The sequence below is a fragment of the Streptococcus oralis subsp. dentisani genome, assembly GCF_002096685.1.
In the GTDB taxonomy this organism is placed as follows: Bacteria; Bacillota; Bacilli; order Lactobacillales; family Streptococcaceae; genus Streptococcus; species Streptococcus oralis_AD.
Map to the genome: position 1 here is coordinate 375,923 of NZ_NCVA01000041.1, position 12,839 is coordinate 388,761.

Consider the following 12,839-nt stretch of genomic DNA (forward strand, 5'->3'; position numbering starts at 1 on the left):
GAAAGGAGACTATGATGTCCTGGTCATTTGATAATACAAAACCGATTTATTTACAGATTATGGAAAAAATCAAACTACAGATTGTTTCCCATGAACTGGAACCCAACCAACAGCTCCCTACCGTAAGAGAACTGGCGAGCGAGGCTGGGGTTAATCCCAATACCATTCAGCGCGCCTTGTCTGACCTTGAACGTGAAGGATTCGTTTATAGCAAGCGAACAACTGGTCGTTTTGTCACCGAGGATTTGGACCTCATCCTTCAGTCCCGCAAACAACTTTCCGAAGAGCAACTGCAACACTTCGTCTCTTGCATGCTTCAATTTGGCTACAAAAAAGAAGAACTGCCAAATGTATTAAGCGACTATATCAAAGGAGTTTAAGACTATGACACTACTAGCACTTGAAAATGTATCAAAATCATATGGAGCAACTGCGGCACTTGACAATATCTCACTAGAGATTTTAGCTGGAAAAATTGTCGGGCTCCTTGGACCAAATGGATCCGGAAAAACAACCTTGATCAAACTGATCAATGGTCTTCTTCAGCCAGACAAAGGACGTGTTCTCATTAACGGACAGGATCCAAGTCCCGCTACCAAGGCAATCGTCTCTTATCTACCAGATACGACCTATCTCAATGAGCAAATGAAGGTTAAAGAAGCCCTGACTTACTTTAAAACCTTCTATCAGGATTTCGATCTTGAACGCGCCCAACATCTGCTTGCAGACCTTGGCATTGATGAAAATAGTCGCTTAAAGAAATTATCAAAAGGAAACAAGGAAAAGGTCCAACTAATCCTCGTTATGAGCCGTGAAGCCCGCCTCTACGTTCTCGACGAACCAATCGGAGGTGTGGATCCAGCTGCTCGTGATTATATCCTCAATACCATCATCAACAACTACTCACCAACCTCTACGGTCCTGATTTCAACCCACTTGATTTCAGATATTGAGCCAATCTTGGATGAGATTATCTTCCTCAAAGACGGAAAAGTCGTTCGCCAAGGAAATGTTGATGATATTCGTTACGAGTCAGGTGAATCAATTGACCAGCTCTTCCGCCAGGAATTTAAAGCCTAAGCAAAGGAGATTATTATGTTTTGGAATTTAGTTCGCTACGAATTTAAGAATGTCAATAAATGGTATTTAGCGCTCTACGGAGCTGTGCTTGCAATTTCGGTTTTAATTGGTGCATCCATTTCTGGTATTAGTCAGACCTACACTAGTTACGGTAATAACCCCTACTATCTGTTAGGCTTTCTGATCTTAGTTTTTGGGGGACTCAGCGTTACTCTCTGGATCGCAACAATCTTTCTAATCATCCGACGCTTCAAGGGAAGTGTCTACGATCGCCAGGGCTATCTGACATTGACGCTCCCCGTCTCTGAACACCAAATCATCACCGCCAAATTACTAGGTGCTCTCATTTGGTCAATCATAAGCTATATTGTATTTATCTTGAGTATCATTATTATCTTCTCACTCACCCCTGTAGTGAAAGATTTGCCACTCCTCTATCGATTTATCTCTCCTTATCTCGGTTACGGTTGGCTCTATGCCCTCTCTCTTCTGGTGGGTTCAATTACTTGGATTTTATCGATTTACCTTTGCATCTCAATTGGTCAACTATTTAACGAATATCGTACCGCTATGGGAATTTTAGCCTATATCGTGCTTAACATCGTGATTGGCTATATTTCCATCTTCTTCCGAGTTGATGACAACTTCAATTTACTAATAACAGTTGATATTATTAAAGACGCTATTCTAGCGACTATCTATTACCTCGGAACCTACTACATCTTGAAAAACAAGGTTAATTTGCAATAAAAAACGCCCAGCTTACAAAAGCTGGGTTTTACTTTAACTCAATATCAAACTGGCTACAATGGGACTAACAAAAACATAGAGAATACCGGTGACACCGATAGCCAAGCCACCCATGGCTCCTGCTACCGAGCCGTATCGAAAGGCTGTTCCCGTTCCGACAGCGTGGCCTGTTCCTCCAAGGGAGAGTCCAACAGCCACTGGATCATCAATTTTCAACCACTTCAAAAGGGTGGGGCCGATGACACTAGTTAAAATCCCAGTTGCCACTACGACGACCAAGGTCACAGTCGTTAAACCTTGCAATTTCTCTGTAATCCCCACTGCCATGGCGGTTGTCACTGACTTGGGAAAGAGAGAAATGGCTAGGAAAAAGTCCATGCCAAAGATTTTCGCTACTATGGCAGTAAAGCTAGTATTGACAACTACTGCTAGCAGACTACCAAAGAGAATACTCCGAGCATGGTGCTTCATCAGATGAAAACTCTTATAAAGCGGAATCCCTAGAGCTACGGTCGATGGGACAATCAAGTTGTTCAGATAAACCCCACCTTGGTAGTAATCTTGGTAAGAAATACCCATCACCTTTAGAAAGATGATAATGAAAATTGCCGACAAAAGCAAAGGCGTTGTCAATGGATGGGGGAAACGCCTATAAATCAACATTCCCGCTAGATAAGCTAGGATAGATAATGCAATCCCAAACAGAGGATTGGATACAAATTCACTCATTTGGCATCTCCTTTCTCATAATCTCCTTCAAAACGTCTCTTGATGAACTGAACCACTAGGGCGATGAGGATAATGTTGATGACAGCCGCAAAAAAGACAATCAAGACAATGGGCAAGAGATAGGGGGCAATCACATCAAACTTTTCCATGATTCCCACTGCTGGTGGCAAAAAGAGAATGGTCATATTAGCCAGCAGAAAATTCCCCACCATATTGACATGCCTGGTCCTTAGCCACTTGAACTGTAAAGCTAGAAATAGAATAATCAAACCGATAATACTGCCTGGGATAGGCAGATGAAAGAAACTGGAGATTCCCTCACCGATTAGAGAAATCACAAAAAGAATCATTAATTGAACATATAACTTCATCTCAAACTCCTTGAAATAGAATTCTTGCATACCAGTTTACTCTTTTTTCAGAAAATTTCAAGGAAATATCGAAATTTTTCTTTCTTGCAAGGATTAGCTAAAAGTAGTATAATCATTGCATGCGCAATCATCTTGTGTTACAAAGACAATCAGTAATGACTTTGTGATTTTTACTTTGAAAAGAAAGGAGAAAGCAATGACCTATTTGGAAAAATGGTTTGACTACAACCGCCGTCAAAAGGAAATAGAAGCCTTGTTGGAAGAAACTATTGCCCAGCAGAGTGAACAAAGGCTGAACTTGAAAGAGTTTTATCTGCTATACTATCTGAATCTAGCCCAAGAAAAATCTCTACGACAAATTGACCTGCCAGATAAACTCCATCTCAGCCCAAGCGCTGTTTCTCGAATGGTAGCTCGACTAGAAGAGAAAAACTGTGGTTTGCTTAGTCGCCGATGTTGCGATCAGGATAGACGGGCTAGTTTTATCTGCCTGACTGATGAGGGACAAACAGCTCTATCTTACCTGCAAAAAACCGTCGAGGAAAGACTGGAAACCAGTCTTGACTTCATTTCTTAATCAGATTTTTTAAAAAAGTTGCGTGCGCAATCATTTTTCTTGACATTCCTCGTTTCAAGGAGTACAATAAAGTCAAGAACGAATAAAGGAGTTTTATATGATCGAAATTACCTATCTAGATGCCAGCAAGCAAGAGAGAACCATGACTTTCGAGTCTTATGAAGACTTTGAACGCTCTCAACAAGCTTGCCTTATCGGTGTCGCAGACTATTACCCAGTTCAAAAATTAACCTATAATGGTCATGATTTGGACTACCATGGGACTTATGGAGATGTCTTCTTCTATCTCATGAAACAAGATTTAAGCCAATATAAGTAAAAGGAGAAATACAATGGCAAAAGCAATTACAGATGCAACATTTGAACAAGAAACAAAAGACGGTTTGGTCTTGGTAGACTTCTGGGCAACTTGGTGTGGTCCATGTCGTATGCAAGGTCCAATCTTGGACAAATTGTCTGAAGAACTTTCAGAAGATGTCTTGAAAATCGTTAAAATGGACGTAGATGAAAACCCAAATACAGCTCGTGCATTTGGGATCATGTCTATCCCAACCCTTCTCTTCAAAAAAGACGGCCAAGTGGTGAAACAAGTTGCAGGTGTTCACACTGCAGAACAAATCAAGGCCATCGTTGCTGAATTGAGCTAATAAAACGAGAGACCAAGTGCTTCATTTGGTCTCTTTTTATTTTTGCCCTTTGCCATTTTTCAAAAAATATGCTAGACTGTAGGTAGAATATTACGATGTTTGGGACATGCCATCGCTAAAAAAAACCTCTACTTGGTATTTTTTAGCTCCCCTCAAGGGAGCTTTTTGCGTGCTCTGAACATTTCCCACTTTGGAAGGAGTACTATGAAACGTCAATCAGCCTTGGTCGTCTTTAGTGGTGGCCAAGATTCCACAACCTGCCTCTTTTGGGCTAAAGAACACTATGAAACAGTCGAAGCCGTCACCTTTGCCTACGGCCAACGCCATTATCTCGAAATCCAAGTTGCTAGAGAAATCGCTAAGGAACAGGGAATCCGTCATCACATCTTAGATATGTCTCTGCTGGGACAAATCACTGAAAATGCCTTGACCTCTGATATGGAAATCGAGCAAAAAGAGGGAGAGGTTCCCAATACCTTTGTTGACGGTCGCAACCACCTCTTTCTTTCCTTTGCGGCAGTTCTTGCCAAGCAACGAGGTATTAATGATATAGTGACAGGTGTCTGCGAGACAGATTTTTCAGGCTACCCTGACTGCCGGGATGTCTTTGTCAAATCCCTTAATGTCACCCTCAACCTTGCCATGGATTACGACTTCGTTATCCAAACACCTCTCATGTGGCTAGACAAGGCTGAAACTTGGGAGTTAGCCGACCAACTCGGTGCCTTTGACTATGTTCGTGAAAAGACCTTGACCTGCTACAATGGGATTATCGGAAGTGGCTGTGGAGATTGTCCAGCCTGCCACCTACGTCAACATGGCCTAGATGTTTATCTCTCACAGAAAGGAGAGGGCTAATGTTTTTTGCACCCAAAGAAATCAAACAGGAAACTGGGGAATCCCTTGTCTACAATCCTCACAGAACCTTGGTATCAAAAGAATTTACTTTCGACGCTGCCCACCACCTCTTTCACTATGAGGGAAAATGCAAATCCCTGCACGGCCACACTTATCATCTGCAGATTGCTGTCAGTGGATTTTTAGATGAACGTGGTATGACCTACGATTTCGGAGATATCAAAGCGATCTACAAGAACTACTTAGAACCCCACTTCGATCATCGCTATCTCAATGAAACCCTGCCTTATATGAACACGACTGCTGAAAATATGGTTTACTGGATTTTCCAAACCATGAGTCAAGAGTTGCCAGACGAGCGCGGTCTCCGTATGGAGTACGTTCGCCTCTATGAGACTCCGACTGCCTTTGCGGAGTTTAGACGGGAGTGGTTAGATGACTAAGGAACGTGTCCTCAAACTACCGGTTCTGGAAATTTTCGGCCCTACCTTTCAAGGTGAAGGTCGTGCTATTGGGCAGAAAACCATGTTTGTCCGCACTGCAGGTTGCGACTACCACTGCGACTGGTGCGACTCTGCCTTTACTTGGGATGGTTCTGAAAAACCTACTCGTATGACAGCTGATGAAGTCATTGCTGAATTAGACAAGCTAGGAAGCTACGACTACGTCACCTTGTCTGGCGGAAATCCTGCTATCCTAGCAGCCAACATGGCCGAACTCGTCACCAAGCTCAAAGAACGCGGTGTCACTCTAGCCGTTGAGACTCAAGGTTCTCGCTGGCAAAATTGGTTAAAAGATATTGACCAGGTCACTCTGAGTCCCAAACCTCCTTCATCCAAGATGGAAGTCAACTTCGAGACCTTGGACTTCATCGTTTCCCAATTGGACCCAGACAAGGTCACCTTTAAAATTCCTGTCTTTGATGATGCCGATTTGGCCTTTGCTAAAGGGATTCAAGAACGTTACCAACCAGATGTTCTTTTCTTATCAGCAGGAAATCCTGAGCCCAAGGCTACAGGAAATATCGTCCAAGACCAGCTAGATCGCCTCAAAGAACTCTGGGAACGCATCGCTGCTGACGATAGCTGGGGCAATGTCCGTGTCCTTCCTCAACTGCATACCCTCCTCTACGATAACCAACGCGGTGTTTAAAATTAGAAAGAAAAAATCATGTCACAACAAGAAGAAATGAAAAATCTAAGCCTCCTCGGCAACAAAGAAACCAACTACATTTTCGAGTATCAACCCGAAGTCCTCGAATCCTTTGACAATCGTCATGTGGAAAATGACTACTTCATCAAGTTCAACTGCCCCGAATTTACTTCCCTTTGCCCAATCACTGCTCAGCCAGACTTTGCGACGATTTATATTTCCTACATTCCTGACAAGCTCTGCGTCGAGTCAAAATCCCTCAAACTCTACCTCTTTAGCTACCGAAATCATGGAGATTTTCATGAAAACTGTATCAACACCATCGGGAAAGACTTAGTTAATCTGCTAGACCCTCGCTATTTGGAGGTATGGGGAAAATTCACTCCGCGCGGTGGTATTTCAATCGACCCCTATTACAACTACGGTAGACCTGGAACTAAGTATGAAGGCTTGGCAGAACAACGCCTCTTCCAACATGACCTCTACCCAGAGAAAATTGACAACCGCTAAACTCATACTCAATGAAAATCAAAGAGCAAACTAGGAAGCTAGCCGCAGGTTGCTCAAAGCACTGCTTTGAGGTTATAGATAGGACTGACGAAGTCAGCTCAAAATACTGTTTTGAGGTTGCAGATGGAAGCTGATGTGGTTTGAAGAGATTTTCGAAGAATATAATACGAAAAAGCCCTGTTCCTCAAACTGAGGAGCAAGGCTTTTTGAGTTTCAATTATTCTTCTGTTCCAAGGAAGTTTTTCGCAACAAGAGCTGCAAGAACGCCACCAACGATTGGGGCAAGGATGAAAATCCATACTTGTTGAAGGGCTGCGCCACCTACCAAGACAGCAGGCGCCAAGCTACGAGCTGGGTTTACTGAAAGGCCAGTAATGTCCAATCCAACAAGGATCATCGCCATCAAGGACAAACCGATTACCAAACCAGCGATTGCGCCATTACCCTTGCTTGCTGATGTTACAGTCATGATAACTAGGACAAACAAGAAAGTTGCGATGACTTCAAACAAGAATCCACCAAAGACAGTGACACCGTTTGCCAAGGCATTTTCACCAAGACTTGCAGTTGACATGCCTGAGTTAGACAAGAGGAAGAATACTGTAGCTGACGCAAGGAAAGCTCCAACTACTTGTCCAAGGATGTAGTTTACAAGCTCTGAAGATGACAAACGTTTGTTTACAAACATAGCGATCGAAACCGCTGGGTTCAAGTGAGCACCTGAAACAGTTCCGATTGAGAAAGCTGCAACCACAATTGCCAAACCAAAGGCAAAAGCAATTCCAAGGTGTCCAAGGCCATTAAGACCATTTCCAAAAACAACAGCTCCTGTTCCAATGAACACAAGCATAAATGTACCGATTAATTCAGCAACAAATTTTTTCATGATAAGTCTCCTTTTTTCAAACTATGTATTAGTCTATCAAAAGAAGGAAAGGGTTTCAAGAAAATTGACTGGAAAGTTTTTTGAAAATCATAAAATGACCAGCTAATCTCTAGTATTGAAAAGATTGAATAGCTTCTTTCAACTCATCTTGTAAAAGTTTATGACAGTCTAGTTGAAGGTAAATTTCCAGCAAACAAGATCTGAAATTGGAAAATTTATGGAAATCATTTGCTTCTTTCAGGGGAAATTCGACTGTTTGCAACCAAGCAGTGAGGAGAGACGGTTCGATTTTCCCTCGTAAAATTGGTTCATAAAATGCTCTGGCTAACCGCCAATCTTCATCATTTGTAAAACGAATCTCAACACGTTTAAAGATTTTCCCAATGATTTCAAATGCTTCGGCTATATTTGACTTTGGAAAGCTAGGATGACATATAACTTCCGTCAAGAGATCACCCCCATGCGCAAATGCGTGGATCCACCCAAACTGATGAGAGTAGCCCGTCGTCTCTTTTTCCTTTGTAAGATAGTGTAAGCCTTGATTTAGCATGGTAGCCCTGATAGGAGAAGGCAACTGCTGGTAATAAAGTGATTCCTTAGCACCATCACAGGACAGTAGATTGGCATAAATAAGTGCCCTAAAAGAACGTTTAAGAGCTGAAACTCCTCTACCATCAATCTCTTTGTATAGACCTTCATCAGAGGAGACTTCTTCTGCGATAAAATGAAACTGCTCAAGGGTAAACAACTCTTCTTGAATACCTCTAGCTAAACTCGTAAAAACAAGTTCGTCTCGAATTTCTGGAGAGGGATCTCCCAAGTGCTCAAGCAACCACTGGATTTCTTCTTGGCTATAGCTTGGTTTTTCTTCTATCACTTTTCTTTGTAATTTTTTACGCATCTCAAGTACCTATATATTTCTAGCAACTGTTCAAAAAACCAGCCCAAGATAACTTTCTGTCTTATTCTGTTTTCGATGGACGTTTTCCTGATGCAATCGCATCTGCTTCTGTCATCTCAACAACGTTAGCTTTATTAGTTTTTGGAGGCATTCTATCCTTACTATACCAATAAACTTCTGATTTTCCATGGTTTGCAACATAGACAATTCTATCTTGCTGTTGAGCTTTGGTTTCAGCTTCCCGTGCAATTCTTTTCTCTTCTTCTTTTTGAGAAATTAACGACTCAACTGCACCTATTCTATCAAGCAACTCTGTCTTTTTATCATTATTTTCAATCTGATTAACTATTTCTTTAGCAGACTTCACTTGATTCGCATCTTGGTTTTCTTCCAATTGTTTGACTAAGGTTTCACCTTTTTCTTGCAACTCCTTTGCAGCTTTTTCTTTAGCAATTCTCTCTTCTTCTGCTTTTTCTTTTGCTTTTTTCTCTTCTTCGATTCGTTTTGCCTCCTCTATGCTAGATGAAGTATCGGTTGTTGAATCTGCTTTAGCAGTAGATGCCGCAGTCTTCTTAGTTTCTGATTGAGAAGATGAAATTTTCTTTGTGACTGTCGGAGTTTGGAGAGAGACTACAGCAATACTGACAACGAAAAGTCCAATCATTAGATTTCTTTTTCGAATATCTGGCGCTTTCTTTACAAAATACCAAATACCAAACCCACTCAAAACAAGATAGAGAGTAGGCAAAGCAATCAATAAAATGATGCCCAAAAAGACTAGGCCTATTTTGATAAAGAGCATTCTTTGGGGATTTTGTTCCAGCCATTTTTTGATTCTATTCATATCATTCTCCTAGAAATCTGTCTAAGCCCTACTCCCCCAACTCAGCACTGTAGGCGATAATCTGGTCAACTGTATCAGACAAGAACTGGATGGTATCACGGAGTGGTTTGTCTGTTGAGATATCGGCTCCGATAATCATGGCTGACTCAAGCGGTGTCTTGCTGCCACCTGATTTGAGGAGATTGAGCCAGTCTCTAGCTCCAGTCTCAGAGTTTTTTAGATGGAGATAGCCAGCTGTCGAGATAACAAGTCCAGCTGAGTAGGTGTAGCTATACAAGCCCATGTAGTAGTGAGCTTGGCGCATCCAAGTCAGAGCCGCATCGTCATCAATCTCAATAGCATCTCCCCAGAAATCTGTCAAGACTTCCTTCATAATGCTGTTTAGTTTGCTTGCTCCAAAGGTCTCCCCTTCTTCAATCAATGTATAAACCTTGCGCTGGAAGGCTGCTTCCAAGAGATGGGTAATGAAATTATGGAAGTAGGTATCTGTCAAGCGGTGAGCAAGGGCAAAGCGTTTTTGACGCGGGTCATCAGATTGGTGCTCCAAGTAGTCACTAAGAAGCAATTCATTGAAGGTTGATGGCGCTTCGACATAGTAGGTCGACATATGAGCGTTAAAGTGACTTTGGTGATTATCTGAAAAGATGAATTGACCAGAATGACCAATTTCATGAATCAAGGTATAGACATCGCTCAAACGACCTGTCCAGCTCATGAGGACATAAGGGTGCACGCGATATGGATCCGCCGCATAACCGCCAGAATCCTTGCCACTATTAGCAGCAAAGTCTACCCAGCGCTCTTCTTGGTAACGGGCAATTTCTTGAGTGTATTCTTGACCCAATGGTGCGACTGACTTCATAACCAAATCATAGGCATCGTCAATAGTCACTTCAGGATTCAGGGCGCTATCCAAGTCCAATTTCCAGTCTGCAAATGTCATCTTTTCAAGACCATTGACCTTGGCAACATGCTTGAGGTATCTCTGGGCAACTGGTGCAAAGTCCTTCATGATGAGGTCAATCTGGCGGTCAAACATAGCACGGTCCACTTCTTGCTCAGCCAGAAGATAATCAAAAACTGAGTCGTAGCCCTTCATATCTGCCAATAGTTTTTCAGACTTGACTTGGGCTAAGTAGACTGCCGCAGCTGTATTTTGGTGCTTACGAAGTCCCTCTGAGAAGGAGCGGAAAGATTTCTCACGAACCTCCGCATCCTCGTGGTTTTGGTAGAAATTTTCATAGGTTACAAAGCTGTTTTTGTAGGTTTTGCCATGGGCTTCAAAGTCAGCCATTTCAAAATCCCCAGCACGCATCTTAGTATAAATGTCCTGTGGACTATAGAAAACTTCACCAAGATTGGTCAATGCCTTCTCCACATCAGCCCCAAGATAGTGGGCTTTTTTGATTTTAGCCTGACGAATGGCTGCCGTCAAGTGAGGCAATTCACCCAAACGATTCAAAACTTCTTCATCTGCCGCCACCAAAGCGTCGTCAAAGAAGGTCAAGGCTACACTAGCATCTGTCTCAAATTCCATCCCAGCTTGGGCGATATTGGCGAACTCTTCATTGCTATAGTCTGTCGTCTGAGGCATAAAGGCGTAATTGCCGATATGGCTCATCTGAATATAAATTTGTTCCAATACCGCAAAGGCCTTCTCAAAATCCTCAAAAGTATGAAGATTGCCCTTGTAGTCCCGGCTAAATTGGTTGATGTCTTCGCGAGCTTTCTCGATTGCACGCAAGAAATCCTCACGGTCTTGGTATAGGGCAGTTAGGTCCCAAAGTTCCTTTTCTGGAAATTCTGAACGGTGTTTTTGTTCCATTTTCTTCCTCTTATTTCTCTAATTCTACTAAAACACTAAGGGCTGATAAGGCGTAAAGTGGGGCTGTTTCCGCTCGCAAAATGCGAGGGCCAAGACCTGCCAAGACAGCTCCTTTAGCTTCAAAACTTTCGATTTCTGCAGGTGAGAGACCCCCTTCTGGACCAAAGATAAAGAGCAATTTACCTCCTTTTTCAAGACCTGCGACCGCTTGTAGGAGAGCAGCGGCTTCTCCTTCTTTAGCCGACTCTTCATAGGCTACGATGATAGAGTCAAACTGATCAAGCTGAGCTAGAAAGTCTGCTTTTTTCTCAAAAAGCTTGATACTTGGAACTAGATTACGCTTGCTTTGCTCTGCTGCTCCAAGAGCAATTTTTTCCAGTTTTTCAACCTTTTTACCCAACTTCTTGCCGTCCCACTTGGCGACCGACCAATCGGCAGGAAATGCCCAAATCTGACTAGCACCCAGTTCCGTCACTTTTTGAGTGATGAATTCTAGCTTATCTCCCTTGGGAAAGCCTGATGCGATGGTCACTTGAACTGGTAGTTCCACATTGTCAGCTAATTCTTGAACCAATTCAAACTGACGAGCTTCCACATTTAGCACACGCGCCAAGCGCTTAATCCCATCATCAAAGACCAAGGTCACTTCGTCATCTTCTTTCAGGCGCATGACCTGAAACATATGCTTGCTGGTTTCCTTGTCCTCAATAGTGACAGGAGAGATTGCACTGCCTTTGACAAAATACTGCTGCATGCTAGCCTCCAATCACACCTGAAATATCCTTGGTTTTCTTAAAGACACAGGCATTCCATTCCCCTTGAATCATGTGGGTTTCAAGGAAAAATCCAGCTGACTCAGCCGACTCGCGCACCATGTCCCACTTGTCCTTGATAATGCCACTCATGATGAGGTAGCCTTCGTCCTTGACCAAACGATAAGCATCCTCTGTCAGATGGATGAGAATATCCGCCAAGATATTAGCCACAATGACATCTGCTTCAATCTCCACACCCTTGAGCAAATCTCCAGCAGCAACATGGATGTTTTCCATGCCAGGGTTGAGCTCAATATTTTCCTGAGCCACACGAACTGCCACATCATCCAGGTCGTAAGCGAAAATTTCCTTAGCACCAAGTAGCGAGCTAGCAATAGAAAGGACACCTGAACCAGTCCCCACATCTAGCACCGTTTCGCCACCACGAAGAACCTGCTCCAAGGCAAAGAGGCTCATCTTGGTGGTTGGATGCGTCCCAGTCCCAAAGGCCATGCCTGGATCCAGTTTGATAATCTTTTCTCCAGCAGTCGCCTCATAGTCTGTCCAAGACGGCACGATGGTCAAATCATGAGTGATACGAGCTGGCTCATAGTATTTCTTCCAGTTGTCAGCCCAGTCTTCCTCAGCTAAGGCTGTTGTACCCATCTTGACATCTCCCAAATCCATAAAGTCTGTCAATTCTGCTAGGCGAGCCTGCAAGTCCGCCTCAACTACAGCTACATCAACCGTATCAGGATAGTAGGCGATCACTACGATTTCTTCTTGTTGCTCAACCTCTGGAAAAATCTCACCAAAGCGGTCCACATTTCCCACATAGTCCATGCTGTCTTCAATCGCAACACCTTGGGCACCTAACTCAATCAAGAGGTTGGAAACCAATTCCTCTCCCTCACGCTTAACCGTTACTTTTAACTCTTGCCATGTTTCCATTTT

General features: G+C 43.0%; 18 protein-coding genes. 10 read left to right on the forward strand and 8 right to left on the reverse strand.

The genetic code is table 11. The features are described from left to right. Positions 1-14: 14 nt before the first annotated feature. Genes B7705_RS08530 through B7705_RS08540 form a run of 3 tightly spaced genes read left to right on the forward strand, consistent with a single transcriptional unit; the run spans position 15 to position 1,830 of the window. A complete protein-coding gene (locus B7705_RS08530; RefSeq protein ID WP_084948985.1) occupies positions 15-380 on the forward strand; it encodes a GntR family transcriptional regulator in 366 nt (121 codons plus the stop codon). Between the two features lie 4 nt (positions 381-384). Then, positions 385-1,080: an ABC transporter ATP-binding protein gene (locus B7705_RS08535; protein WP_084948986.1), complete on the forward strand. Its 696-nt coding sequence runs from the start codon at positions 385-387 to the stop codon at positions 1,078-1,080. 15 nt (positions 1,081-1,095) lie between these two features. Then, on the forward strand, positions 1,096-1,830 hold the full coding sequence (locus B7705_RS08540) for a hypothetical protein (RefSeq protein ID WP_084948988.1): 735 nt from the start codon (positions 1,096-1,098) through the stop codon (positions 1,828-1,830). A gap of 33 nt (positions 1,831-1,863) precedes the next feature. Here the strand turns inward: B7705_RS08540 and B7705_RS08545 are convergent, their stop codons facing one another. Continuing rightward, the gene (locus B7705_RS08545; protein ID WP_084948990.1) at positions 1,864-2,559 is read right to left on the reverse strand and encodes an LrgB family protein; all 696 of its coding nucleotides are present in this window, start codon (positions 2,557-2,559) and stop codon (positions 1,864-1,866) included. Then, positions 2,556-2,930 carry a CidA/LrgA family protein gene (locus B7705_RS08550; RefSeq protein ID WP_000781325.1) on the reverse strand — a complete coding sequence of 125 codons (375 nt, stop codon included), beginning with the start codon at positions 2,928-2,930 and terminating at the stop codon, positions 2,556-2,558. Before B7705_RS08550 ends, B7705_RS08545 begins: the two co-directional genes overlap by 4 nt. Before the next feature lie 196 nt (positions 2,931-3,126). On the opposite strand from B7705_RS08550, the gene B7705_RS08555 reads away from it, so the two are divergent. The 7 genes from B7705_RS08555 to queF all read left to right on the forward strand — a co-directional run bounded on the left by B7705_RS08555 (position 3,127) and on the right by queF (position 6,674). Beyond that, the gene (locus tag B7705_RS08555) at positions 3,127-3,507 is read left to right on the forward strand and encodes a MarR family winged helix-turn-helix transcriptional regulator (RefSeq protein ID WP_084948991.1); all 381 of its coding nucleotides are present in this window, start codon (positions 3,127-3,129) and stop codon (positions 3,505-3,507) included. A 97-nt stretch (positions 3,508-3,604) separates the two neighbouring features. Next, positions 3,605-3,826 (forward strand): DUF4649 family protein, encoded by a 222-nt coding sequence (locus B7705_RS08560; protein WP_061454342.1) that lies wholly within the window; start codon positions 3,605-3,607, stop codon positions 3,824-3,826. A 13-nt stretch (positions 3,827-3,839) separates the two neighbouring features. Beyond that, positions 3,840-4,154, forward strand: a complete 315-nt coding sequence (gene trxA, locus B7705_RS08565; protein ID WP_001029581.1) for a thioredoxin — start codon at positions 3,840-3,842, stop codon at positions 4,152-4,154. A 204-nt stretch (positions 4,155-4,358) separates the two neighbouring features. Then, entirely contained in the window at positions 4,359-5,012 is a 654-nt protein-coding gene (queC, locus tag B7705_RS08570) for a 7-cyano-7-deazaguanine synthase QueC (RefSeq protein ID WP_084948993.1), read from the forward strand. Continuing rightward, positions 5,012-5,455 (forward strand): 6-carboxytetrahydropterin synthase QueD, encoded by a 444-nt coding sequence (queD, locus tag B7705_RS08575; RefSeq protein ID WP_084948994.1) that lies wholly within the window; start codon positions 5,012-5,014, stop codon positions 5,453-5,455. The genes queC and queD overlap by 1 nt, the downstream gene beginning before the upstream one ends. After that, a complete protein-coding gene (gene queE / locus B7705_RS08580; RefSeq protein WP_084948996.1) occupies positions 5,448-6,164 on the forward strand; it encodes a 7-carboxy-7-deazaguanine synthase QueE in 717 nt (238 codons plus the stop codon). Before queD ends, queE begins: the two co-directional genes overlap by 8 nt. A gap of 18 nt (positions 6,165-6,182) precedes the next feature. After that, complete coding sequence (gene queF / locus B7705_RS08585) at positions 6,183-6,674, forward strand: preQ(1) synthase (protein ID WP_000082589.1); 492 nt, start codon at positions 6,183-6,185, stop codon at positions 6,672-6,674. A gap of 217 nt (positions 6,675-6,891) precedes the next feature. Here the strand turns inward: queF and B7705_RS08590 are convergent, their stop codons facing one another. The 6 genes from B7705_RS08590 to prmA form a co-directional block, all read right to left on the reverse strand. After that, complete coding sequence (locus tag B7705_RS08590) at positions 6,892-7,560, reverse strand: MIP/aquaporin family protein (RefSeq protein ID WP_084948997.1); 669 nt, start codon at positions 7,558-7,560, stop codon at positions 6,892-6,894. A gap of 109 nt (positions 7,561-7,669) precedes the next feature. Continuing rightward, positions 7,670-8,461 carry a DUF2785 domain-containing protein gene (locus B7705_RS08595; RefSeq protein WP_084948999.1) on the reverse strand — a complete coding sequence of 264 codons (792 nt, stop codon included), beginning with the start codon at positions 8,459-8,461 and terminating at the stop codon, positions 7,670-7,672. A gap of 61 nt (positions 8,462-8,522) precedes the next feature. Beyond that, positions 8,523-9,305, reverse strand: a complete 783-nt coding sequence (locus B7705_RS08600) for a deoxyribonuclease (RefSeq protein ID WP_084949000.1) — start codon at positions 9,303-9,305, stop codon at positions 8,523-8,525. Between the two features lie 28 nt (positions 9,306-9,333). Next, complete coding sequence (gene pepF, locus B7705_RS08605; protein WP_084949002.1) at positions 9,334-11,130, reverse strand: oligoendopeptidase F; 1,797 nt, start codon at positions 11,128-11,130, stop codon at positions 9,334-9,336. A 10-nt stretch (positions 11,131-11,140) separates the two neighbouring features. After that, positions 11,141-11,884 carry a 16S rRNA (uracil(1498)-N(3))-methyltransferase gene (locus B7705_RS08610; RefSeq protein WP_084949003.1) on the reverse strand — a complete coding sequence of 248 codons (744 nt, stop codon included), beginning with the start codon at positions 11,882-11,884 and terminating at the stop codon, positions 11,141-11,143. A gap of 1 nt (position 11,885) precedes the next feature. Beyond that, positions 11,886-12,836 carry a 50S ribosomal protein L11 methyltransferase gene (gene prmA, locus B7705_RS08615; RefSeq protein WP_084949005.1) on the reverse strand — a complete coding sequence of 317 codons (951 nt, stop codon included), beginning with the start codon at positions 12,834-12,836 and terminating at the stop codon, positions 11,886-11,888. Between the last annotated feature and the right edge of the window lie 3 nt (positions 12,837-12,839).